Annotated in this window: 22 protein-coding genes; 11 read left to right on the forward strand and 11 right to left on the reverse strand. The window is 72.6% G+C overall.

Annotation, left to right across the window (positions count from 1 at the left end):
- Nucleotide 1 precedes the first annotated feature (1 nt).
- The 9 genes from AB0B01_RS00725 to AB0B01_RS00765 all read right to left on the reverse strand — a co-directional run bounded on the left by AB0B01_RS00725 (nt 2) and on the right by AB0B01_RS00765 (nt 10,399).
- On the reverse strand, nt 2-1,108 hold the full coding sequence (locus AB0B01_RS00725; protein WP_361711580.1) for a 3-dehydroquinate synthase II: 1,107 nt from the start codon (nt 1,106-1,108) through the stop codon (nt 2-4).
- A 74-nt stretch (nt 1,109-1,182) separates the two neighbouring features.
- Nucleotides 1,183-2,019 (reverse strand): 2-amino-3,7-dideoxy-D-threo-hept-6-ulosonate synthase, encoded by an 837-nt coding sequence (locus AB0B01_RS00730; protein WP_361711582.1) that lies wholly within the window; start codon nt 2,017-2,019, stop codon nt 1,183-1,185.
- A gap of 74 nt (nt 2,020-2,093) precedes the next feature.
- Nucleotides 2,094-3,881 (reverse strand): 1-deoxy-D-xylulose-5-phosphate synthase, encoded by a 1,788-nt coding sequence (locus tag AB0B01_RS00735; protein ID WP_361711584.1) that lies wholly within the window; start codon nt 3,879-3,881, stop codon nt 2,094-2,096.
- Nucleotides 3,868-4,989 (reverse strand): flavodoxin-dependent (E)-4-hydroxy-3-methylbut-2-enyl-diphosphate synthase, encoded by a 1,122-nt coding sequence (gene ispG, locus AB0B01_RS00740; protein WP_361711586.1) that lies wholly within the window; start codon nt 4,987-4,989, stop codon nt 3,868-3,870. Before ispG ends, AB0B01_RS00735 begins: the two co-directional genes overlap by 14 nt.
- Nucleotides 4,976-6,313: a 4-hydroxy-3-methylbut-2-enyl diphosphate reductase gene (gene ispH / locus AB0B01_RS00745; RefSeq protein WP_361711588.1), complete on the reverse strand. Its 1,338-nt coding sequence runs from the start codon at nt 6,311-6,313 to the stop codon at nt 4,976-4,978. Before ispH ends, ispG begins: the two co-directional genes overlap by 14 nt.
- A complete protein-coding gene (locus AB0B01_RS00750) occupies nt 6,313-7,359 on the reverse strand; it encodes a polyprenyl synthetase family protein (RefSeq protein WP_361711590.1) in 1,047 nt (348 codons plus the stop codon). The genes ispH and AB0B01_RS00750 overlap by 1 nt, the downstream gene beginning before the upstream one ends.
- Before the next feature lie 74 nt (nt 7,360-7,433).
- Nucleotides 7,434-8,282 carry a TauD/TfdA family dioxygenase gene (locus AB0B01_RS00755; RefSeq protein WP_361711592.1) on the reverse strand — a complete coding sequence of 283 codons (849 nt, stop codon included), beginning with the start codon at nt 8,280-8,282 and terminating at the stop codon, nt 7,434-7,436.
- Nucleotides 8,283-8,393: 111 nt separating this feature from the next.
- Nucleotides 8,394-9,533: an acyl-CoA dehydrogenase family protein gene (locus tag AB0B01_RS00760; RefSeq protein ID WP_361711594.1), complete on the reverse strand. Its 1,140-nt coding sequence runs from the start codon at nt 9,531-9,533 to the stop codon at nt 8,394-8,396.
- On the reverse strand, nt 9,530-10,399 hold the full coding sequence (locus AB0B01_RS00765; RefSeq protein WP_361711596.1) for a TauD/TfdA family dioxygenase: 870 nt from the start codon (nt 10,397-10,399) through the stop codon (nt 9,530-9,532). The genes AB0B01_RS00760 and AB0B01_RS00765 overlap by 4 nt, the downstream gene beginning before the upstream one ends.
- A gap of 122 nt (nt 10,400-10,521) precedes the next feature.
- Between AB0B01_RS00765 and AB0B01_RS00770 the strand changes: the two genes are divergently transcribed.
- From AB0B01_RS00770 to AB0B01_RS00805, 8 genes are all read left to right on the forward strand, one after another.
- Nucleotides 10,522-12,102 (forward strand): prenyltransferase/squalene oxidase repeat-containing protein, encoded by a 1,581-nt coding sequence (locus tag AB0B01_RS00770; RefSeq protein WP_361711598.1) that lies wholly within the window; start codon nt 10,522-10,524, stop codon nt 12,100-12,102.
- Nucleotides 12,099-13,391, forward strand: coding sequence for a cytochrome P450 (locus AB0B01_RS00775; RefSeq protein ID WP_361711600.1), 1,293 nt, complete (start codon nt 12,099-12,101; stop codon nt 13,389-13,391). Before AB0B01_RS00770 ends, AB0B01_RS00775 begins: the two co-directional genes overlap by 4 nt.
- The gene (locus AB0B01_RS00780; RefSeq protein WP_361711601.1) at nt 13,388-14,314 is read left to right on the forward strand and encodes a UbiA family prenyltransferase; all 927 of its coding nucleotides are present in this window, start codon (nt 13,388-13,390) and stop codon (nt 14,312-14,314) included. Before AB0B01_RS00775 ends, AB0B01_RS00780 begins: the two co-directional genes overlap by 4 nt.
- Nucleotides 14,315-14,339: 25 nt before the next feature.
- Complete coding sequence (locus AB0B01_RS00785; RefSeq protein ID WP_361711603.1) at nt 14,340-15,191, forward strand: MaoC/PaaZ C-terminal domain-containing protein; 852 nt, start codon at nt 14,340-14,342, stop codon at nt 15,189-15,191.
- Between the two features lie 68 nt (nt 15,192-15,259).
- On the forward strand, nt 15,260-16,330 hold the full coding sequence (locus tag AB0B01_RS00790; RefSeq protein ID WP_361711604.1) for an amidohydrolase family protein: 1,071 nt from the start codon (nt 15,260-15,262) through the stop codon (nt 16,328-16,330).
- Nucleotides 16,331-16,360: 30 nt separating this feature from the next.
- A complete protein-coding gene (locus AB0B01_RS00795) occupies nt 16,361-17,929 on the forward strand; it encodes an AMP-binding protein (protein ID WP_361711606.1) in 1,569 nt (522 codons plus the stop codon).
- A 1-nt stretch (nt 17,930) separates the two neighbouring features.
- Entirely contained in the window at nt 17,931-19,088 is a 1,158-nt protein-coding gene (locus AB0B01_RS00800) for a thiolase family protein (protein WP_361711608.1), read from the forward strand.
- Nucleotides 19,088-19,486, forward strand: coding sequence for an OB-fold domain-containing protein (locus AB0B01_RS00805; RefSeq protein WP_361711610.1), 399 nt, complete (start codon nt 19,088-19,090; stop codon nt 19,484-19,486). The genes AB0B01_RS00800 and AB0B01_RS00805 overlap by 1 nt, the downstream gene beginning before the upstream one ends.
- 152 nt (nt 19,487-19,638) lie before the next feature.
- On the opposite strand, the gene AB0B01_RS00810 is transcribed toward AB0B01_RS00805, so the two are convergent.
- The gene (locus AB0B01_RS00810) at nt 19,639-20,355 is read right to left on the reverse strand and encodes a hypothetical protein (protein WP_361711611.1); all 717 of its coding nucleotides are present in this window, start codon (nt 20,353-20,355) and stop codon (nt 19,639-19,641) included.
- Nucleotides 20,352-21,656, reverse strand: coding sequence for a phenylacetate--CoA ligase family protein (locus AB0B01_RS00815; RefSeq protein ID WP_361711613.1), 1,305 nt, complete (start codon nt 21,654-21,656; stop codon nt 20,352-20,354). Before AB0B01_RS00815 ends, AB0B01_RS00810 begins: the two co-directional genes overlap by 4 nt.
- A 90-nt stretch (nt 21,657-21,746) precedes the next feature.
- Between AB0B01_RS00815 and AB0B01_RS00820 the strand changes: the two genes are divergently transcribed.
- From AB0B01_RS00820 to AB0B01_RS00830, 3 genes are read left to right on the forward strand one after another with little or no spacing between them, the layout of a single operon-like run.
- Complete coding sequence (locus tag AB0B01_RS00820; RefSeq protein ID WP_361711615.1) at nt 21,747-22,319, forward strand: nuclear transport factor 2 family protein; 573 nt, start codon at nt 21,747-21,749, stop codon at nt 22,317-22,319.
- Nucleotides 22,316-23,080, forward strand: a complete 765-nt coding sequence (locus AB0B01_RS00825) for an SDR family oxidoreductase (RefSeq protein WP_361711617.1) — start codon at nt 22,316-22,318, stop codon at nt 23,078-23,080. The genes AB0B01_RS00820 and AB0B01_RS00825 overlap by 4 nt, the downstream gene beginning before the upstream one ends.
- 54 nt (nt 23,081-23,134) lie before the next feature.
- A complete protein-coding gene (locus tag AB0B01_RS00830; protein ID WP_361711619.1) occupies nt 23,135-23,818 on the forward strand; it encodes a lysophospholipid acyltransferase family protein in 684 nt (227 codons plus the stop codon).
- Nucleotides 23,819-23,823: the final 5 nt, after the last annotated feature.

Consider the following 23,823-nt stretch of genomic DNA (forward strand, 5'->3'; position numbering starts at 1 on the left):
CTCACTTCTCCAGGCAGAACTCGTCGATCGGGTAGCCGACGTGCCGGTCGGCGCTGGGCAGGTAGCCGAGCACCTTGTCGCCGGGCTTCAGCTCCGTGCTGTTGAGGACCGCGCCGCCGGGGCCGAGCACGCGCACGTGCCAGTCGTCCTGGAGGATCAGGTTGACGGTCTGCCCGTTCGGGGCAACCGCGTCGATGGAGATCAGCGGACGGGACTCGATCTTGACCCGGCCCACGGTGACCAGGCGGGTCTGGCCCTTGACGTCCACGGCCAGCACCTTGCTGCCCGACTTCAGCTCGCTGAGGTAGTTGGTCCGCTCGTCCTTCGACAGGGTGTACGAGTGGATGGCGCCGGCGTTGACCCGGAAGGGGCGGGTCGGCATGTACGGCAGCGGGTGGGTCTCGCTGACGCACAGGATCATGCCCTTGGAGTGGGAGCCGACCAGGATGCCCTCGTCCTCGCGGAAGTGGCTGCAGGTGTCGACGCAGGCCCGCTCGCCCATGCCCACGTGCGCGGTGCCGGTGATCTCCAGCTCGACCAGGTCGAGGGCGGGGGTGTCCAGGCGGGCGCATTCCTTGAGGCGCGTCGCGTCACCGACGGCCTGCGGGGCCATCATCACGCCGTCGGAGCCGTGCTCCAGGACACCGAAGATGATCTCGGCCTCCTCGACGTCCTGGGCCACCGTGATCAGGCTGCCGGTGGCCTTGGCCGCCGCGGCGATCACGATCTCCAGGGGAATCTTGGTGGGGTCGCGGAACAGCAGGACGCTGTAGGGCTCGGTGCGGGCCGACTCGCACGCCAGCTCCAACGTGTCGGCGTCCACGATCTCGACGAAGCGGCCGAACTCCACCGACGGGAAGAGGATGCGCAGCTCCGCGGGGGTGATCCCGTGGGTGGCGGGGTCGACCACCACCACGTCGGCGGCGCCGAACTCGTCCGGCAGGGCGCCCGGGTCCGGGAGCAGGACCTTGGTGACCGTCGGGGGCAGCCCCTCCAGGTCCGCCGCGGTGTTCGACACGACGCCCTCGATGCGGTGGTGCAGAGCCTCCTGGAGGACGGCCTCCTTCGCATCCCCGACGGTGCGGACATCCAACCAGCTCAGCTTCATTTCTCTCTCTCCATCAGTGCGGGAAATCGGACGGCGTCCGACGCGTCGTACGTCGCCGGGGGCGGGGGCGGGGTTCAGCTCATCGGCCGGGACAGCTCGCGGGCCGTGATGCCGAGGTCGATCGGGCGCAGACCCGCGGGGCCGCCGTGGACCAGGTCCACGAGGGCCCGGGCCGCCTTGCCCGGATCCGGGGCCTGGAAGACGTTGCGCCCCATGGCCACGCCCGCCGCGCCCGCGCCCAGCGTCTCCTCCACGTACGCCAGCGTGTCGTCGAGCACATCGCGCCGGGGACCGCCGACGACCAGGATCGGCAGCGGGCAGGTGTCGGTGACCTGCGCCATCGTCTCCGGCGAGCCGGTGTACAGCGTCTTGACGATGTCGGCGCCGAGGTCGGCCGCGAGCGAGGCCGCGTGCAAGATCAGCTCGGGGTCCCGGGGATTGTCGACCCGCGGCCCGCGCGGGTACATCATGGCCAGCAGCGGCATGTTCCAGCGGTCGCAGGCCTCGGCCACCCGGGCCAGGTCGGCGATCTGCTGCTTCTCCTCGTCGGAGCCGATGTTGACGTGCACGCTGACCGCGTCGGCGCCGTGCCGCACCGCCTCCTCGACCGTGGCGACGAGGTACTTGGCGTTCGGGTCGGGGGCGTGCACGGTGCTGGCGCTCAGGTGCACGATCAGCGACATGTGCGCGAACCACGCCGGGTCGATGCAGCGCAGCGTCCCTTTGTGGACGATGGTCGCGTCCACTCCGCTGTGCGCCAGGCTCCGGACGAGCTGCCCGACGCGGCGGCCCCCGGTGATGGGCCCGTCGGTGATCGAGTGGTCGAGGGGGACCACCACGAGCCGCTGGTCACCGTGCCGGTAGAGCCTGCGCAGCCGGAGCTGGCGGGCGAAGGGGAGGTGCGAGGGCATGGGAACGACTCCTTACAGGCTGGTGTGAAGCCATGGGTCACGGCGGCCGCGGGACGGTCGCCCGGCCGCCGCGGTCAGCGCGTGGCGGCTTGTGGCCGCAGCCAGGCGGTGATCCGTTGGACGAGGGCGTCCGGGGCGATGCCTTGCCGGCGCAGGATGGCCGCGCGGTCGCCGTGCGGCAGGAAAGCGGTCGGGAGGGCGGCGGAGCGGACGGCGGTGGCCGTGCCCCGCTCGGCGAGCTGCTGCGTGAGGCGGGCGCCCAGGCCGCCGCCGGCCAGGTTGTCCTCGACGGTGACCACCAGCTCGTGCCGGGCGGCGAGTTCCGCCAGCCCGTCGGGTACGGGCACGCTCCAGCGCGGGTCCGCCACGGTCGCGGCGATGCCCAGCCCGGCCAGCTCCTCCGCGGCGAGCAGGCAGTCCGCCGCGACGGGGCCCACCGGTACGAGCAGGACGCGCGCAGCCGGGGCTTCGTACAGCACGTCCACGGCCGCATCCCGGCGGAGCGCCGGGATGCCGGCGCCGGCCTGCGCCTTGGGGAACCGGACGACCGTCGGCCCGTCCTCGTGGGCGACCGCCTCCCACAGCACGGACTTGAGCTCCTCGGCGTCGCGCGGCGCGGCCATCCGCAGCCCCGGGACCAGGGACAGCCAGGAGGCGTCCCAGATGCCGTGGTGGCTGGCCCCGTCGGGTCCGGTGACGCCCGCCCGGTCGAGGACGAAGGTGACCGGCAGACGGTGCAGGGCCACGTCCATCAGCACTTGGTCGAAGGCACGGTTGAGGAACGTGGAGTACACGGCGACCACCGGGTGCAGCCCGGTGTGCGCGAGGCCCGCCGCGGAGACCACCGCGTGCTGCTCGCTGATGCCGACGTCGAAGGTCCGGTCCGGGAAGCGGCGGGCGAACGGCTCCAGTCCCACCGGCTGCAGCATCGCGGCGGTGATCGCGACCACGTCGGGGCGTGCGGCGCCGACCTCGGCGAGCTCCTCGCCGAAGACGGCGGTCCAGGAGCGGCCGGCGGTCGGGGTCGGGCCGCCGGTGGCGGGATCGAAGGTGCCGATGGCGTGCCAGCAGTCGTGGGGGTCCTCGGCCGCAGGGGCGTAGCCGTGCCCCTTCGTGGTCACGCAGTGCACGACGACCGGGCGGCCGGCCGCGGCGGCTTCGCGCAGCGCGGCCTCGACCGCGGGGCGGTCGTGGCCGTCGACCGGACCGATGTACCCGATGCCCAGTGTCTCGAAGAGGTTGGCGGGCTCTCCGGGGGTGCCGTCGCCGGGGCCGCCCTCGCGCAGGGCGCGCAGGTGGTCGGCGAGGGAGCCGGTGGTGGGGGCGTACGAGCGGCCGTTGTCGTTCAGCACGATGATCACGGGCCGGCCGGGTGCGCCGCCGATGTTGTTCAGGGCCTCCCAGGTCATACCGCCGGTGAGGGAGCCGTCCCCGACCACTGCGACGACCCGGCGGTGCGCCGAGCCGGCCAGCGCGAAGCCCTTGGCGATCCCGTCGGCGTACGAAAGGGCCGTGGAGGCGTGGGAGTTCTCGATGACGTCGTGCTCGGACTCGCCGCGGTCCGGATAGCCCGAGAGCCCTCCGGCCTGGCGCAGGGTGGCGAACCCCTTCATGCGGCCGGTCAGCAGCTTGTGCACGTACGCCTGGTGGCCGGTGTCGAAGAGGAGCACGTCCTTGGGCGATTCGAACACCCGGTGCAGCGCCATGGTGAGTTCGACGACCCCGAGGTTGGGGCCCAGGTGGCCGCCGACCTTGGCGACGGACTCCACGAGGAAGGTCCGGATGTCCGCGGCCAGCGCGTCGAGTTCGGTGTCGGTGAGCGGTCCGAGGTCGTCGGGCCCGGTCAGGTCAGCCAGTCGCATCGGCGTCCGCTCCCTTCTGCTCCGCGAGGCGCAGCGCTTCTTCGATCAGCGTCTCCACGATCTTCGACTCGGGTACGGTCTTGACCACCTCGCCCTTGACGAAGATCTGGCCCTTGCCGTTGCCGGAGGCGACGCCCAGGTCGGCCTCGCGGGCCTCGCCGGGACCGTTGACCACGCAGCCCATGACCGCGACGCGCAGTGGCACGGGCAGCCCCTCCAGGCCGGCGCTCACCTCTTCGGCGAGCCGGTAGACGTCGACCTGCGCGCGCCCGCAGGAGGGACAGGAGACGATCTCCAGCTTCCGCGGCCGCAACCCCAGGGACTGGAGGATCTGCAGGCCCACCTTCACCTCCTCGACGGGCGGTGCCGAGAGCGAGACGCGGATGGTGTCGCCGATGCCCTGGCGCAGCAGGGCGCCGAAGGCCACGGCCGACTTCACGGTGCCCTGGAAGGCCGGACCGGCCTCCGTGACGCCGAGGTGCAGCGGGTAGTCGGTCTGGGCGGCCAGCAGTTCGTACGCCCGGATCATCACCATCGGGTCGTGGTGCTTGACCGAGATCTTGAAGTCGTGGAAGTCGTGCTCGGCGAAGAGCTCCGCCTCCCGCATGGCCGACTCGGCCAGCGCCTCCGGCGTGGCCTTGCCGTACTTGGCGAGGAGGCGCGGGTCGAGCGAGCCGGCGTTGACCCCGATCCGGATCGGGGTACCGGTCTCGGCCGCGGCCTGGGCGATCTCCTTGATCTGGTCGTCGAACTCCTTGATGTTGCCCGGGTTGACCCGGACGCCGGCGCAGCCCGCCTCGATGGCGGCGAAGACGTAGCGCGGCTGGAAGTGGATGTCGGCGATGACCGGGATCTTGGACTTGCGGGCGATCTCCGGGAGCGCCTCCGCGTCGTCCCGGCTGGGACAGGCCACCCTGACGATGTCGCAGCCGGCGGCGGTCAGTTCGGCGATCTGGCGCAGGGTGGCCTCGACGTCCGCGGTGACCGTGGTCGTCATCGACTGCACCGAGACGGGGTGCTCGCTGCCGACGCCCACGGCGCCGACCATGAGCTGCCGGGTGGTGCGGCGCAGCGGCTTCGTCGGCAGGGCGAGATCAATGGCGGTCAACGGTGGTCTCCATGTCGCTCCGGCCCCTCCTGAGCACCTTCGGAAGCTGGAAGGTGATGTTCTCCGTGGCCACCGGGTGTTCGGTGACCTCGATCGCCCCGAGCGCCGCGAGGTTCGCGATGATCTCCTGGACCAGCTCGTCCGGGGCCGACGCGCCGGCCGTGAGCCCGATCCGCCGGACCCCGCCGTGCAGCCAGCCGAGTTCGACGTGCGAGACGTCGTCGACCAGGTGGCCGGTGGTGCCCATGCGTTCGGCGAGCTCCGTCAGCCGCACCGAGTTGGAGGAGTTGGCGGAGCCGACCACCAGGAGGAGGTCCACCTCTCCGGCGATCTCCTCGACGGCGTTCTGGCGGTTGGTCGAGGCGTAGCAGATGTCGTCGGACTGGGGCGCGGCGATGGCCGGGAAGCGGTCGGCGAGCGCCTCGGCGACGGCAGAGGCCTCGGACATGGCCAGCGTCGTCTGCATGAGGTACGAGACCGACCCGGGGTCGGGCACCTCCAGGGCCGCGGCCTCCTCGGGGGTCTGCACCAGCACCGTGCGGTCGGGGGCCTCGCCCATCGTGCCCTCGACCTCCTCGTGGCCGGCGTGCCCGATGAGGACCACGGTCTTGCCCTGGCTCGCGAACCGCCGGGCCTCGGCGTGCACCTTGGTGACCAGCGGGCAGGTGGCGTCGATCACCCGCAGGCCGCGGTCGGCGGCCGCGTCGCGCACGGCGGGGGCGACCCCGTGGGCGGAGAAGACGACCAGCTCGTGCTCGGGGACCTCGTCGAGCTCGTCGACGAAGACGGCGCCCCGGGCAGCGAGCCGGTCCACCACGTGCCGGTTGTGCACGATCTGCTTGCGGACGTAGACGGGTGCGCCGTACTGGTCGAGGGCGCGGTCCACGATGTCGACGGCGCGCTCCACGCCGGCGCAGAAGGAACGCGGCGCGGCCAGCCGGATCCGGCGGTCGCCCCGGGCCCGCTTCCAGTCGGCGAGCACCCGGTCCGCGGCCGCGCGGGCCTCGTCGGCGCCGGCCGGGTCCGCCGGGTCCTGTATGACGCACAGCACGGCGGCCGGTGCGTCCGGGTGGGGCAGCTCCTGACCGGGCAGGAGTTCCACCAGAGCCGGCTCCCGCCCCTCGGGCGCCCGGGCCCCGGCCACCGCGGCCGGGCCCGTGACGACCGTACGGCCCCGGGCGCGCAGCGCGCCGGCGAGCAGCCCGTACGCCCGGGTGTGCTGCGTCCCGGAGGGCCGGTGGAGCGCGTCGGCGAGGAGGATGTCCCCCGGCCGTAGGGCGGGCGAGAGCGGGCGTGCGGCGACCCGCACGACGGGGACGGTCATCAGTGGTTCCTGAACGCTATGTAGTCGGCGAGGGCCAGCAGCGGGGCCTGCTGCTCCTCCGTCAGCCCGGCGGCGGCCAACTCGGCCACGGCCAGGGAGCGGTGCCGTTCGATCTCGGCCTCGGTCCATGCGCGGCCGCCGGCGAGCTCGACCAGCTCGGCGGCGCGGCGCGCCTGCTCTTCCGTGAGCGGCTCGGGGGCGGCGTAGAGCGCGGCGAGTTCCCGGGAGGCCTCGGTGCCGCTGTTGAGGGCGGCGACGACGGGGATGCTCTTCTTGCGGTTGTGCAGGTCGGAGCGGACCGGCTTGCCGGTGACCGCCGGGTCGCCCCAGATGCCGAGGACGTCGTCGACCAGCTGGAAGGACATGCCCAGGTGGGTGCCGAAGGAGCCGAGGCGCTCGCGCTGCTCCGCCGTGGCGCCGGCGAGGCCGGCGCCCAGTTCGCAGGCGCAGCGCAGCAGCGCGGCGGTCTTCTGCTCGGAGACGGTCAGCGCCTCGCGCAGGGTCGACGAGGAGCGGCGTTCGAGGGAGAGGTCGGCCATCTGCCCCTCGGCCAGTTCGGCGATCGCGTCGATCAGGGTCTTGGTGGCCCAGCCCTGGTCGCCGTCGCGGCCCTCGAACATGCCGCAGGCCCGGGCAAGCAGGATGTCGCCCGCCAGGATGGCGGCCGGGATGCCGAACTTGGACCAGACGGTGGGCCGGCCGCGGCGTTCGAGGTCGCGGTCCATCACGTCGTCGTGCAGGAGGGAGAAGTTGTGCACCAACTCGACGGCGACCGCGCCGACCACGGCCTGCTCCGGGTCGCCGCCGACGGCTTGGGCGGACAGCACGGCGAGCGCGGCGCGGACCATCTTGCCGCTGCTCTTGGCCACCGGGCGGCCGGCGGTGTCCATCCAGCCGAAGTGGTAGGCGACGATGGGTCGCAGGCGGTTGTCGATCGTGTCCACGGTCTCCCGCAGCGCGGGCATGACGAGAGCGGCGACCGCCGATGTGCTCCGGTGGCCGAGCTCGGCGGTGTTCACGGGTCGGTGGACTGTGTCAGCGTGCACGGGTCTCTTCCCCTCGGGGTGTTCGGTCGGACACTGGGCGCGCCGGCTGGCGGCGCGGCGTTGCGTGCGGGGGGTCAAGCGGACTTGCGGTGGTTTTCGAAGTCGGCGTAGCGCAGGGTCGGGCACTGCTCCCAGAACCCCTTCTCACCCAGCGCGACCCGCCGCAGCGTCCGCCGCCCGTCACCACCCAGATCACCCCGCGCGTGCTGGACCGCCAGGTTGTGCCACACCACCACATCACCCTGACGCCACTCGTGCTCATACACACCCTCATCGGCGTACATGACCTCGAACAACTCCTCCAGCAGAGCCCGGCTCTCCGCCTCCTCCAGACCCACGATCCGCGTCGTCTGATTCGCATTCACCATCAACGCCGGCTCACCCGACACCGGATGACGCCACACCACCGGATGCTCCGCCCGCGGCATCCCCGCAGCCACCTCAAGACCCACGTTCCGACCGTCCAGCGACATCGGCATCGCGTTCTCACACACCAACCCCGCCACCCGCGACCGCAAACCAGCCGACAACCGGCCATACGCAGCAGCCATGTTCGCGAACCGCGTCCCCGTCACCGACCCCTCCACGTCCTCCGCGAACAACGACACCGCCTGCAACGGAACCGCACAGTGACCCGTGTCCGAATGGAACGACAACTCACTCGAACCCAGCGCCGCCCCCTCCTTCACGTTCGAGACATAACCCAGCCCCGAACCCTCCTCACGCAACACCGGACCCAAATGCCCCATGAACCGGATCTGCTCCTCCATCGAGAAACCCTGACCCGAGAACACCAGCAGATGCCGCGCACGGAACAACTCCACGAACTCCCCCGCACGCACCGCATCCAACGGCTCCCGCAGATCCCACTCGACCCGCGCACCCCAACCCGCCGACGTCGGCTCCCACACCAGACCCGCCACAACAACCCCCAACTCCACGCGTGACAGCTACGCCTGAGAGCCTAGCATCACTAGTTGGATTATTTAACTGATTTATCTGTTTGTTGGCGTCCGGATGCGATGCAGGGACGCTCAGAGCCCGAGGGAGCGGCCGACGATCTCCTGCATGATTTCCGAGGTCCCCCCGAAGATCCGCTGGACCCGGTTGTCGCGCCAGATGCGGGCGATCTCGTACTCGTTGACGAACCCGTAGCCGCCGAAGAGCTGGACGCAGCGGTCGATGACCTGCCAGGCGGTCTCGGTGGTCCAGTACTTGGCCGCGGCGGCGTCGACGGCCGTGAGGCTCCCCTCGACCAGCGCCATGGTGCAGGTGTCCACGTAGGCCTGCGCCGCATCCAGCCGGGCCCGCATGTCGGCCAGGGCGAACCGGTTGGCCTGGAAGGTTCCGATGGCCTGGCCGAACGCGGTGCGGGTACGGGCGTAGTCGAGCGCCAGCGCGAAGGCGCGGTTGGCGCCGGAGAGCGCACTGACGGCGATGGCGATCCGCTCGTTGGGCAGGTTCCGCATCATGTAGCCGAAGCCCGCGCCCTCCTCGCCCAGGAGGTTGTCCACCGGCACGCGCACCTCGTCGAAGTGCAGTTCGGCGGTGTCCTGGGACTTCAGCCCGACCTTGTCCAGGCGGCGGCCCCGCTCGAAGCCGGGCGTCCCGCGCTCCACGACGATCAGGCTGATGCCCTGGCGTCCGGCGGCCGGGTCGGTCTTGCACGCGACGATCACGAAGTCGGCCAGGATCCCGTTGGTGATGAACGTCTTCTGGCCGTTCAGCACGTAGTGGGCGCCCTCGCGCCGGGCGGTGGTGCGCATCCCCTTCAGGTCCGAGCCGGCCTCGGGCTCGGAGAGGGCCAGTGCGCACACGGTCTCGCCGGAGACGATCCCCGGCAGCCAGCGGCTGCGCTGTTCGGGGGTGAGGTGCGCCAGGTAGGAGGGGAGTACGTCGTTCTGGAGCCCCAGGCCGATGCCGACCGCGCCGGTGGCGGCCATCTCCTCGGCCATGATGACGTTGTAGCGGAAGTCGTCGATGCCCTGGCCGCCGTACTCCTCGGGGTACTGCCAGCCGAGCAGCCCGGCCGCGCCGGCCGCCCGCCACGCCTCGCGGCTCACCATCCCGGCGCGCTCCCACTCCTGCGCGTACGGGACGCATTCACGCAGGTAATAGGCGCGAGCGGTCTGCCGGAACTGTTCGTGCTCGGGCGTGAACAGCGTGCGCCTCATGCAGCCGACGCCTCGCCCTCGGCCGTGTTGCGGTGGTTTTCGAAGTCGGCGTAGCGCAGGGTCGGGCACTGCTCCCAGAACCCCTTCTCACCCAGCGCGACCCGCCGCAGCGTCCGCCGCCCGTCACCACCCAGATCACCCCGCGCGTGCTGGACCGCCAGGTTGTGCCACACCACCACATCACCCTGACGCCACTCGTGCTCATACACACCCTCATCGGCGTACATGACCTCGAACAACTCCTCCAGCAGAGCCCGGCTCTCCGCCTCCTCCAGACCCACGATCCGCGTCGTCTGATTCGCATTCACCATCAACGCCGGCTCACCCGACACCGGATGACGCCACACCACCGGATGCTCCGCCCGCGGCATCCCCGCAGCCACCTCAAGACCCACGTTCCGACCGTCCAGCGACATCGGCATCGCGTTCTCACACACCAACCCCGCCACCCGCGACCGCAAACCAGCCGACAACCGGCCATACGCAGCAGCCATGTTCGCGAACCGCGTCCCCGTCACCGACCCCTCCACGTCCTCCGCGAACAACGACACCGCCTGCAACGGAACCGCACAGTGACCCGTGTCCGAATGGAACGACAACTCACTCGAACCCAGCGCCGCCCCCTCCTTCACGTTCGAGACATAACCCAGCCCCGAACCCTCCTCACGCAACACCGGACCCAAATGCCCCATGAACCGGATCTGCTCCTCCATCGAGAAACCCTGACCCGAGAACACCAGCAGATGCCGCGCACGGAACAACTCCACGAACTCCCCCGCACGCACCGCATCCAACGGCTCCCGCAGATCCCACTCGACCCGCGCACCCCAACCCGCCGACGTCGGCTCCCACACCAGACCCGCCACAACAACCCCCGACTTCAGACTCCGGAAACGAGCTTGCGACACTAACAGCCTAAGTTGGATTATATAAATGATTCAGCCGATCATGCGTCGTCTGACAAGCCGCCCGACGAGAGGGAGCAGCCGTGCCCGAAGCCCCCACCCAGCCCATGTCCGCCGCCCACGACACCGACGCGGCCGCCCTGCTGGCCGCCACCGCCGGGGACCCCTGGGGCCTGGTGGCCCCCTCGGTGTACGACACCGCGCGGCTCGTCTCCCTCGCCCCCCGGCTGGGCGGCCACGAGCAGCGCGTGGCCTACCTGCTCAACGAGCAGAACGAGGACGGCAGCTGGGGCGCCCCCGACGGCTACGGCCTGGTCCCCACGCTGAGCGCGGTGGAGGCCCTGCTGCGCGAACTGGCCCGGACCGGCGCCGCCTCGGCGCCCAAGAGGCGCGAGGAGACCGCGGCCGCCTGCGCCGCCGGCCTCGACGCACTCCAGGGCAGCCTGCTGGACGGCGAAGTGCCGGACACCATCGGCGTGGAGTTCGTGGGCCCCGCGCTGCTCGCGGACATCAACGCCCACCTGGCCGCCCTGCCGCCCGGCGCGACGGACAAGCTCGGCCCCTGGTCGGGCGCCGCCCTGAGCTCGGCGGCGCCCGACCTCGACGGGGCCCTGCTGGCCCACGTACGCACCCTGGCCGGGCAGGACGCGCTGCCCGAGAAGCTCTGGCACTCCCTGGAGGCCTTCACCCGTGACGGCGCCTGCGGGGCCCGCCCGCACGCGGGCTCGGTCGGATGCTCCCCCGCCGCCACCGCCGCCTGGCTGGGCGGCGCACCCGAGCGGGACACCGAGGCCGCCGCGTACCTCGACGCCGTCCAGGCACGGTTCGGTGGGCCGGTGCCGTCCATCACCCCGATCGTGTACTTCGAGCGCGCCTGGGTGCTCAACTCCCTGGCCGCATCCGGGCTGGACTACCAGGTCCCGGCCGAGCTCCGCGACAGCCTGGAGGCCGGTCTCACCGAGACGGGCGTCCCGGCGGCGCCGGGCCTGCCGACCGACTCCGACGACACCGCCGCGGTCCTCTTCGCCCTGGCCCAGCACGGCAGGCCGCACCGGCCCGACAGCCTGGTGCACTTCCGCCGGGACGGCTACTTCTCCTGCTTCGGCGTCGAGCGCACCCCCTCCACCAGCACCAACGCGCACATCCTGGAGGCGCTGGGCCACTACGCGGCGATCCGCCCGCAGGAGGCCGACGACTACGCCGCGGACATAGCCATGATCACCACATGGCTGCTGGCGAACCAGCTGGCCGACGGCAGCTGGACCGACAAGTGGCACGCCTCGGCGTACTACGCCACCGCCTGCTGCGCGCTGGCCCTGGCCGAGTACGGCACCGGCCCCGCCGCACGCGAGGCCGCCGCACGCGCCGTGCGGTGGGCGCTGGAGACGCAGCGCCCGGACGGCTCGTGGGGCCGCTGGCAGGGCACGACCGAGGAGACCTCCTACATGGTCCAGCTGGTGCTGCGCGCCGCCGCGCCGCAGGACCGGACCACCGCGGTGGCCGCCGCCGAGCGCGGCTGCGCCTGGCTCACGGAGTACGACGACCCGGCCGGCTACCCGGGCCTGTGGCACGACAAGGACATCTACGCCCCGGTGACGGTGATCCGGGCGGCCCGGCTCGCAGCTCTCGCGCTCGGCAGGGCCGCGTCCGGCGGTGCCCGGTGACCACGCGCGGCGGCAAGTACCGGTTCGCCTTCCGCACGCTGTCGTTCCTGGACGGCCACAAGGACAACCGCAGCGGAGTGGCCGAGCTCGGTGCCGCACCCAAGCGGGCCATGCTCGTGTGGAAGCCGGAGCTGATCGGCCAGATCTTCCGCGGCGACAAGGACATGACGCTGGAGGGCAGCGACACCCTCGGCCCGCTGGTGGGCGAGACCTCCCTGCTGTTCGCCAACGGCCCACGGCACGCGGCGTACCGGCAGGTCATCGGCCCGCGGCTGCGCGGCCGCCGGCTGCGCGAGTACGAGGGGCTGATCGCGCGGGCCACCCAGGAGGCCATCGACCGGCTGCCGCCGGGCACCGTGTTCGAGGTGGCCGAGTGGACCCGCCGGCTGACCCTCGACATCGTCAGCCAGATCATCCTGGGCCCGGTGGACGACGCCCTGCTGCACCGGTTCACCACGTGGATCGAGGGCGTTCTGGGCTCCCGGGGCCGCACCCTCGCCTACCGGTACCTGCGGCTCCCCCCGCCGGTGCCCTCCCCGTGGGGCACGTTCGTACGCCGCCGCGAGAGCCTCGACAAGGAGCTGGTCTGCCCCGTCACCGGGCGGACGGCCCCGTCCGGTGACGCAGAGCGTGCGGACACCCTCGTCGCGCTGCTGAGCAGCGGCGAGGCGCCGCTCGGGCCGCTCGGCGAGGGGGAACTGCGCGACCAGATCGTGTCGTTGCTGTTCGCCGGGCACGAAACCACAGCGTCCTCCATCGCCTGGACGCTCTTCTGGCTGGCGCAGCACGAGGAGGTCCGGCGGGAGATCGTCGACGAGCTGGCGGCCACCTCCGCCAGCGGGGCGAGCGCGGAGGCCGTGCCGCTGCTCGACGCCGCCTGCCGCGAGGCCCTGCGCATCTCGCCGCCGGCCGTGGTGGCCGGCAACCGGGTGCTGGCGGAGGACCGGGAGATCGGCGGGGAGAACCTGCCGGCCGGCACCCGGTTGACCCCCTGCATCTACCTGGCCCACCAGCAGCCGGACCTCTACCCCGACCCCGGGCGCTTCGACCCGCACCGCTTCCTGGGCCGGCGCAAGTCCGCTCAGGAGTACCTGCCGTTCGGCGGCGGCACCCGGCGCTGCCTGGGGGCCAATCTGGCGATGCTGGAGATGCGGATGGTCGTGGCGGCCGTCCTGCGCCAGCGCGAGATCACGTGTGTGAATCCGGAGGCCGGGGTGCCGCAGCTGCGCGGTCCCGCCATGGGCCCCGGCGAATCCCTGAGAATGATGGTGACTGCGTGTCCGGCGTGACGACTGAACTGCCCACCCAGGCCAACGGACGGCTGCGGAGCATCATCCGCATCCACCGGCTGGAGTACCCCTTCCCGATCATCTACCTCTGCCACGTGCTGTGGGGCGCCTGCCTGGCGGCATCGGCTCCGGGCGACCTGCTCGACGCGCCCGTGCTGATCACGCTGTTCGCCAACATCGTCGCGATCGTCTCGCAGAACCCGCTCAACGCCGGCCTGGACATCCTGGCCGACACCCACACGCTGGGCAAGGAGAGCATCGCGCGGGCCACCCGGCACCTGAGCGTGCGCACCGCCTTTCTGTGCGCCGGGTTGGAAAAGACCCTGGCCATGGGCCTTTCCCTGTGGGTCGCCGTCTGGCTGGGGCGCCCGCTGGTGGCCGTGGGCGTGGCCCTGTCCGTCCTGCTCCACCTCGCCTACAACCTGGAGCCGATCCGGCTCAAGCGGCGGGGCTACGCCAACCCCGCCTACTTCGGCGCCACGTTCGCCTTCCTGCCGTCCCTGTCCACGTACGCCGCCGTACGCCCGGACGTGCCGCTCCCGGCCTGGCTGTTCCTCACCGGGCTGGGCATCCTGCTCTTCGGCCGCTCCCTGTGGTGGTGCATCCCCGACCTCATCGGCGACGCCAAGGCGGGCGACCGCACGCCGGCCGTGCAGCACGGGCCCCGGCACGCGCTCGTGGTGGCCTGTCTGTGGACGGCCGTGGGGCTGGTCTTCGTCGGGGCGGGACTCTGGCCGCTCGGCCCGGGCTGGGCGCTGTTCGGCGTGGCGGCCGCGGCCGCCTTCCTCGTCGACAAGATCACCCAGATCCGGAACATCTCGCGGGAGAACCTCCCGCACGAGTCCACGATGCGCAAGCACAGCCTCTCGCTGGCCATGGCCGGCGACCTGCTGCTCTGCGCCATCCCGCTGCTCGCGCTGTAGCGCAGCCCCGACCGGAGGCCCTGCCATGCCCCTCGACGTCCCGGCCGCCCTGGCGGCCGAGCCGGTGGTGGTCCCGCTGACCTGGGACCACCGCGACGTACTCCTCTACCACCTGGGGATCGGCGCCGGCCGGCCCGCCACCGACCCGGCCGAGCTCCGCTACACCTTGGAGAGCGGCCTGCGGGTCCTGCCCTCCTTCGCGACCGTCGCGGGCGGCGGGCAGGCGGCCGGCGGCGGCTTCGCGCTGCCCGGAGTCGACCTGAGCACCGCCCGGTTGCTGCACAGCGGGCAGCGGATCACCGTGCACCGCCCGCTGCCGCCCCGCGGCGAGGCCGTCCAGACCACCGGCGTGGCCCGGGTACTGGACCGCGGGAGCGCCGCGGTGGTGGTCCTGCGCTCCACGGTGGCCGACGCCCGGGGCCCCCTCTGGACGGCGGAGGGCGATGCCCACCTGATCGGCGAGGGCGGCTTCGGCGGCGACCCGGGCCCCGGCCGCGGGCGGCCGCTGCCGGACCGGGCCGCCGACCACGAGGTACGCGTGGCGACCCGCGAGGACCAGGCGCTGCTGTACCGGCTGAGCGGCGACTTCAACCCCCTGCACGCCGACCCGGCCGCCGCCCGCGCCGCCGGCTTCGACCGCCCGATCCTGCACGGTCTGTGCACCTACGGCATGGCGCTCAAGGCGGTGACCGACACCTGCCTGGACGGTGACCCCGCCCGGGTGACCGGGTACGCGGCGCGGTTCGCCGGCGTCTTCCACCCCGGCGAGACGCTGCGCGTCCGCATGTGGGACGAGGGGTCCGAGATCCGGATCCTGGCCACCGCCGAGGAGCGCGCCGACGCGCCCGTACTGACGGACGCCCATCTCGTCCGATGACTCCGGCTCCGGGCCGGGGTCCGGCCCGCCGTCCCGGGCCGCCGACCGATTCAACTCTGGAGAACCACGTGGAAAAGCTCTGGCTCAACTCGGCCGACTCGCACGTCCTGGAGCCCGACGACCTCTGGGAGCGGGCCCTGCCCGCCGCGCTGCGGCCCCGGGCGCCGCGCACCGAGCGCAAGGACGGGCGCGAGACGGTGTACGTGGACGGCCAGGTGGTCCGGCGCGACCCGCTGGACTTCGCCGACGCGATGCGCCCGCCGGGCGCCCTGGACCACCGCATCCGCCTGCAGGACCTCGACGACCAGGGCATCTGGGGCGAGGTGGTCTTCCCCTCCCGCGGATTGTGGACGGCCGTGATGACCGACCCGGTGCTGGCCCGGGAGTGCATCAAGGTCTACAACGACTGGCTGAGGTCGGACTTCCTGTCCCTGTCCCCGCGGCTGGTCGGCGCCGCGATGGTGTCCATGCTCGACACCGACGACGCGGTCGCCGAGCTGCGGCGCGCCGCGGCCATGGGCTACCAGACGGTCTTCCTGGCCGCCAGCCCGCCGCCCGGCCGGGAGTTCAACAACGAGGTGTGGGAACCCCTGTGGGCGGCCGCGGCCGAGGCCGGGATCACCGTCAGCATCCACATCGGCACCGGTGCGGACACGGTGGTGGCCCGGGGTCCCGGCGGGGCCGTCATCAACTACGTCGAGACCCTCTTCCCCGCCCAGCGCGCGGTGACGCAGCTGGTCGCCTCGGGGGTGCTGGACCGCCACCCCGGGCTGCGGGTGCTGATCGCCGAGGCGGGCTGCGCGTGGGTGCCGGCCCTGGCCGACCGGATGGACGAGGCGTACCGCCAGCACGGCATGTTCGTCCGCCCCAAGCTGTCGATGCTGCCGGGAGAGCTGGTGCGCCGCCAGGTGTACGCGTCCTTCCAGCACGACGAGACGGCCGTCGGCGCGGTCACGGCGATGAACTACACCAACGTGCTGTGGGGCAGCGACTACCCCCACTTGGAGGGGACGTTCCCGAATACCCAGAAGGTGGTGACGGAGCTGTTCGCCGGCGTGGACCCCGAGGTGCGCGAGCTGATCACCCGGCGCAACTTCACCGACCTGTTCACCGTGCCGGCCATGCCGGCCGACCGCTGAGCCCCCGCCCCGAGCGCCGAGGAGTACACCATGCAGCACACGACCATCGGTGACGTCCTGCGGGAGCACCGCAGGTCGCACCCCGGGCGCACGGCCCTGGTCGACGGGCCGGTCCGGCTCACCTGGCCGGAGCTGGACGACCGGGTGAACCGGCTGGCCGGCTCCCTGGCGGCCGCGGGGGTCGGCCGCGGCGACCGGATCATGTGGCTCGGACAGAACTCGTTCCGCGTCTACGAACTGATCGCCGCGGCCGGCAAGATCGGCGCGATGGTGTGCGTGGGCTACTGGCGCTGGTCACCCCCGGAGATGGAGTTCGCGCTCCGGGACTTCAGCCCCAGCGTGGTGGTCTGGCAGCACCAGGAGATCCACGCGGCCGTGGCCGCCACCCGCGCCGCGCTCGGTGACGCGGACACGGCGCGCTGGCTGCGCCACGACGGCGGGCCCGAGGACCCGGACGGCTACGAGGCCTTCTTGGCGGCCGGCGACCCGGCCGACCCCGGGCAGGACGTCGACCCCGATTCCCCCGTCCTCGTGCTGTACACGGCCGCCATGAGCGGGAAGCAGTGCGGCTCGATGCTCTCCCACGCGAACCTGCTCGGCATGGCCGCCACGGCGGCGTGGCTGGGCGACATCGACGAGAGGGCGGTCTTCCTCAACTCGGGCCCGATGTTCCATATCGGCAACTACCAGTTCTGGGGCATGCCGACGCTGCTGATGGGCGGCAAGAACGTCATCGTGCGCCGGGTGGACGCCGACGAGGTGCTCGGCCTGCTGGCCGCCGAGGAGTGCACGCACGCCTTCCTGATGCCGCCCACGGTCACCGAGGTGGTGGCCCGCAACCGGGAGGCCGGCCTCGACCTGTCCCGCCTGCGCGTCACGGTGGCGCCCCACCTCTGGGAGGGCATGGCGGCCCCCGACACCAGCCGCTTCACGCGCAGCGGCGGCGCGGCCGGGCGCGGGTACGGCCAGACCGAGCTGTCCGGCTTCTCCGTCACCGCCGCGTTCGGGGGCCCGGCCCTGGGCAACGCGGGCCGGCCCGGCCCCTTCCTGTCGGTTCGGATCCTGGACGCCGAGGGGCGCGAGTGCGCCGTCGGCGAGGCGGGGGAGATCTGCGCCCGCGGCGCGCTGGTGCACCGGGGCTACTGGAACCGGCCGGAGACCAACGCGCACCGCTTCCGGTCCGGCTGGTGGCACACCACCGACCTCGGCCGCCGGGAGGCGGACGGCTCCCTCACCTTCCTCGGCACCACCACCCGGATGCTCAAGTCGGCGGCGGAGAACATCTTCCCCGCCGAGGTGGAGAACTGCATCGCGCAGCACCCGTCCGTCCGCGAGGTCGCCGTCATCGGCGTGCCCAACGAGCGCTGGGCCCAAGAGGTCAAGGCGGTCGTGGCCGTCCGAGACGGCTGCGCGGTGACCGAGCAGGAGATCATCGAGCACTGCCGCACGCTGATCGCCTCGTACAAGAAGCCCCGGACGGTGGAGTTCACCGCCGCACTGCCGCGCACCGCGGCCGGCACGACGGACTACGACGCGCTGGACGAGGCGTACGGGGGCGGGGGCTACCCCGGCTCGGCGACGCTCGGCCCGGGCCGCTGACGTGGCGGACCGGCAGCCCGTCATCGCCGGGGTGTACGCGACCGAGCAGGCGCTGTCCCTGCCGCACCGCACCGCGATGGACCTCGCGTTGGAGGCGGCCCGCGGGGCGCTCGCCGACGCCGGGCTGGAGCCGTCCGAGGTCGACGGGGCGCAGCTGGACTGGCCGGGGCCGGGCGGGGCGCCGGACGACGGTGCTTCCTGGGCCCCCCTGTTCGGTGGCGCGCTGCACTGGACCAGCGACTCCTTCATGGACAACGCCGGGGTCAGGGGGCTGTTGAAGGCGGCCGCCGCGGTGCGGGCCGGGTATGCCGACACGGTCGTGGTGGGCGGCTGCCGGCTCGTCTCCCGGGGCGTGGACAACGCGCCCGTGGGGGCCGGCCGGGCTCTGGAGTTCACCGATGTGTGGGGGGCGTACGTGGTGCCGCAGTTCGCCCTCGTGGCGGCCCGGCACATGTACGAGTACGGCACCACGCCGGAGCAGCTGGCCGTGGTGGCCGCCACCCTCCGCAACAACGGCGCCGCCAACCCGGAGGCCATGATGTACGGCCGCGGCCCGTACACCCCCGCGGACGTACTGGCCTCCCGGCCGATCGCCAGCCCGCTGCGGCTGCTGGACTGCTGCATCGTCGGCGAGGGCGGGGCCGCGTTCGTCGTGACCACGGCCGAGCGGGCGCGTGACCTGCCGCGGCCCGCGGTGGCGGTGCTGTCGGGCGCCATGGAGTACCACCACGCGGCGTACGTGAATCCCGCGCTGCACCGCGAGGTGGGGCGGATCGGCGCCGGGGCCGCGGCCCGCTGCTACGCCCGGGCAGGGGTGGGGCCGCAGGAGGTCGACGTGTTCTCGCTCTACGACCCGAACTCCTTCGAGATCATCCGCCAGGTGGAGGTGCTGGGCCTGTGCGGGGAGGGCGAGGGCGGTCCGCTGGTGGCCGCCGGGGCGATCGCCCGGGACGGCAGGCACCCGGTCAACCCGGACGGGGGCTGCCTGTCCTACGCGTGGAACGGCACCCAGCAGATGACCCTGCGCGTGGTGGAGGCCGTACGGCAGCTGCGCGGGACCGCGGTGCACCAGCTGGCCGGGGCCGAGGTGGCGCTGGTCGCCAACGCCGGTTCCGGGGCGCAGCACTACGAGATGTGCGTGCTCGGAAGGAGCAGGTGATGACCCGATCCGTACCCGTGCCGAGCGAGCTGACCCGGCCGTTCTGGCAGGCCGCGCGGGACGGCCGGCTGGTGGTGCCCGCGTGCCGGGCCTGCGGGCTGCGGTTCTTCACGCCGGAGCCGGTCTGCCCGGGCTGCTGGTCCGCGGACTGGACGTGGCAGCCCTGCTCCGGCCGCGGCAGGGTCTATTCGGTCACCGTGGTCCACCGGGCGCCCGGCCCGGACTTCGACGTGCCGTTCGCGCTGGCCGTGGTCGACCTGGACGAGGGTGCGGCCATGCTGACGCACGTCCTGGGCGTGCCTCCCGACGAGGTGGTCATCGGCATGCGGGTGGCCGTCGACTTCCGGATCGTCGCGGAGGGGATGCGGCTGCCGTACTTCGTGCCGGAGGCCGACTGAGACCTCCCGGGCACGCCGGCTCCCGCGTACGCCGGCTCCGCAGCTCCGTACGACGCCCGTACCACGGCTGCGCAGCCCGGCACGACGGCTGCGCGTCCCGGTCTCCGCCGGGACGCGCAGCCGTCGTATCGCTGTTGCGTCCACCCGCCCGGTCAGCCCAGCAGGACGCGCGGGTCCGTGCTCCCGCATCCGCACCGCCCGGTCAGCACCTCGGCGTCGATTCCGAGCCCGGTCTCGGGCACGTCGGCGGCCCGCCCGGCGGACCGGGAGGAGAGGTGGACCCGGCCCCGGCGCTCGGCGACCCACCACCGCGCCGCGTCCACGTGGGCGCCCGGGGACTCGGGGCACTGCACCGCCAGCGCGGGCCCGAGCGGGGTCAGCACTCCGGCACCGACCCCGGCGGCGGCCAGGCCCGCGACGGCGGCCGGCCGGGCGAGCACCACCGGTACGTCCTCGTAGATCTCCCGCGCCGAGCGGTGCTCCACCTGCGCGGCGAGCGTCTCGCCGGACAGCCCGAGCACCGCGTAGAGCTCCAGATCCTCACGGAACACCAGCGACCGCTGCCAGTCCCAGGCCATCGCCTCGGCTATCGCGTACGTGGCGCCGAGCTCCTTCAGCGCGTTGATCACGGGCAGGAACCAGGCGCCTTCGTGGCCGGAGGCGGAGAGCAGCACCTGTTTGCCCTGCCCGATCCCCCACGCGCCCAGCCGGCCGCGCAGCCATTCGGTGTCCCGGCCGATGTCGGACCACGTGACCTTGAACTCGTGGGACACCTCGCCGGTGGTGAACCGGGCGACGTAGGCGACCTCGGGCCGGTGGTCCAGGGTCTTGGCGCGTGCCAGTGCCAGGGATTGTGCTCGTACCATCATGACCTCACCACTCGTGTCAGCTTGCCCACACCGCTGGAGCCGGCCAGCAGCCCCTGCTCCGTGTGGAGTTCGATCACCGGTGTGACGCCGGTGCGTGCCCGGACCGCCGTGCGCAGCCGCTCCGCGAGATCGGCGGGCGGGGCGGCGCCGTCGGCGCCGAGATGGCCCACCCGGACGGTGAGCGCGTCCAGTTCGCGCTGCGGACGGACGATCTGGAAGACGCCGCCCGCGCACTCGGGCTGCTCCTCGACGGCGAGCCCGACGTCCCGCAGGGTGACCGGTTGCCCACCGACCAGCGTCTCGTCGCCGCACCGGCCCATCACCCACATGCGGCTGTGGGTGCGCCCGCAGCCGCAGGCGGCCCGGTTCAGCCGGACCAGGTCGTCGCTGCGGTAGCGGATGAGCGGCGCCGTGTCGTTGTCGAGGTCGGTGGCCACGAGCTCGCCGAGTTGCCCGTCGGCGACCCCGGCCGAGCCGCCGGGTTCGAGGCATTCGGCGAGGACGGTGTCCTCCCAGAGGTGGAAGCCGTCGTGCCGGCCGCACTCCCAGGCCATGCCGGTGTCCGCCGCGCTGGTGTACTCGTACAGCTCGACGCCCCACTCCTCGCGCACGGTCTGGCGCAGCCGGCGGCTGATCGGGACCCCGGCGAAGGCCGCGGCCTTGAGGGAGGAGAAGGCCTCGCGCAGGTCGTACGTGCCGGCGAGCCGGGTGAGTTCGACGACCTGGGCGTAGGTGAGCTGGAGGAAGGCGGGCCGGTAGCGCAGGGCCGCCTCGACCACCTCGGCCATCCGGCCGGGGCCCGACTCCACGCAGACGACGGTGGCGCCCAGCGCGTGGAAGGCGTAGTCGAGCAGGTTGCGGATGGTGCCCGGCTGGCTCAGCACCCGGTCCCCTGGCCGCAGGCCCAGTCCCCACAGGTCGCGCAGCATGGCAGCGGGGAGCGGCGGGCACAGGTCCCACTTCTCGGCGAAGAAGGTGGGCCGGCCGGTGGTGCCGGAGCTGGAGGAGACGGACGTCAGCGCGGCCGGGTCCGTGCACAGCAGTCCGCCGAAGGGGTCGCCGGTGCGCTCCCGGAACTCCCGGACCAGGTCCTTGGTCATGGGCGGGATGCGCCGGGTGAAGTCGTCGAGTGAACGCACGTGGCGCGGGTGGACCCCGTGGGCGTCCCACCACTCCCGGTAGAAGGCCGAGCGTTCGTAGGCGTACGGGACCAACTCCAGGATCCGCTCCTCCTGGAGGGCTCGTAGCCGTTCCCTGCTCAGGGCCTCGGCCACGGGATCGAGGAACTCTCTTACGGGCATTGCTCTCCCTCATACCTCTGGAGGCGAAGCAGCTATATTAGTTAGACAATATAGCTCTTTGAGTTCTACTGTGAGAGAGTCGGAGCACCGTTGACCAGTCCGGAGACCGAACGGCGCCTGGCCGCCGTCGAAGCCCAACTCGCAATCCAACAACTGGCGTTCCGTTACGCGATCGCCGTGGACTCCCGTGACCTGGACGCCTGGGCCGACTGCTTCCGGCCCGACGTCGACCTCGGCCGGGCCGGCGCCGGGCGGGACGCGCTGAAGCGGCACATCGAGCCGCTGCTGCGCACCTTCGGCCGGTCGGTGCACCACGTCACGGGGCACCGCATCGAGCTGCGGGGGGACGCGGAGGCCACCGGGACGGTCTACTGCCGTGCCGAGCACGAGGTCGACGACCGCTGGATCGTGATGGCGATCTGCTACGCCGACGAGTACGTCCGCCTCGACGGCGAGTGGTTCCTCTCCCGGCGCCGGGAGCGGCACTGGTACGCCGCCGACGTCGCCGACCGGCCCCAGGCCGTGGACTTCGCGGACTGGGCACCGGCCGGCCGGCCGGCCCTGCCCGAGGCCTTCCCCACCTGGGGGGCCTTCTGGGGAGACGGCGCCGCCTCCCCCGCCGCAGTGGACCCACCGAACGAGAAGGAGAACGGAACCCCATGACCTCTGCACAGCGCCTGGCCGACCGGACCGCCCTGGTCACCGGCGGCGGACAGGGCATCGGCCGGGGCATCGCCCTGGCGCTGGCCGCCGAAGGCGCCCGGGTCGCGATCGCCGGACGTACGGCGGGCACCCTGGAGGGCGTGGTCCGCGAGATCGAGGAGCGGGGCGCCCGCGGCCTCGCCGTCGTCGGCGACGTCGGCCGCCCGGAAGACGTCGAGCGGATGGTCCAGGAGACCGCCGAGGCCTTCGGCGGGCTGGACATCCTGGTGAACAACGCCCAGTCCCTGGTGCAGCGCCCGCTGGCCGACACCACGGTCGAGGACGTGGAACTCGCCTACCGCAGCGGCCCGCTGGGCACCTTCCACGCCATGCGGGCGGCCCTGCCGCACCTCAAGCGGCGCGGCGGCAGCATCGTCAACCTCGCCTCCTCGGCCGCCCTCGTCGGGCAGGAGGGCTTCGCCTCCTACGCCATGGCCAAGGAGGCGATCCGCGGCCTGACCCGGGTCGCCGCCCGCGAGTGGGGCCCGTACGACATCCGGGTCAACGTCATCTGCCCGGTGTCCCTGAGTCCGGGCGCCGCCGCCTACTTCGAGGCGCACCCGGAGGCCCACGCCAAGGTGCTCTCCGAGATCCCGCTCGGCCGGCTCGGCGACGCCGAGACGGACATCGGCCGCGCGGTCGTCTCCCTCGCCGACGACGGCATGCGCTACCTCACCGGCGCGACCCTCGTGCTCGAAGGCGGCCGCACGATCGTCGGCTGAGCCGGCCCCGCCCTCCCGCCCACCCCGCAACACCCCACCAGATTGGAGTCCCCGGTGCTTCGCACAGCACTCAGGACCACCCTCGCCCTCCTGATGCGCGTCGCCTTCCGGCCCCACATCGAGGGCGCGGAGAACGTCCCGGCGACCGGGCCGTGCATCATCGCGGCGAACCATCTGTCCTTCTCCGACCACGTCTTCATCTCCCTGGCCGTCAAGCGCCCGGTGTACTTCATCGGCAAGGCGGAGCGGCTGACCGGCAAGGGCCTCAAGGGGCGGCTGACCGCCGCGTTCTTCCGCGCGATCGGCATGGTCCCGGTCGAGCGCGACGGCGGGCACGGCGGCGTGGCCGCCCTCCAGCTCGCCGAGCAGGTGCTGGGCGACGGCCTGATCTTCGGCATCCACCCGGAGGGCACCCGCTCCCACGACGGGCGGCTCTACCGCGGCCGTACCGGCGTGGGCTACCTGGCCCTGCACACCGGGGCGCCCGTGGTCGCCTGCGGGCTCGTCGGCACGGAGAAGGTGCAGCCGCCCGGCAGCCTGATGCTGCGGCCGCACCGCTTCACCCTCCGCTTCGGCGCCCCGCTGGACTTCTCCGGCCTCCAGGGCCGCTCCGGCGAGGCGAGGCTGCGCCGGCAGGTCACGGACGAGGTCATGCAGGCGATCGCCGCCCTCTCGCACCAGGAATACGTCGACATGTACGCCACGAAGGCGAAGACCCTCGCCTCCGCCGACCGGTAGGGACC

Origin of the sequence: Streptomyces sp. NPDC044571 (assembly GCF_040647115.1) — a bacterium.
Taxonomy (GTDB): domain Bacteria; phylum Actinomycetota; class Actinomycetes; order Streptomycetales; family Streptomycetaceae; genus Streptomyces.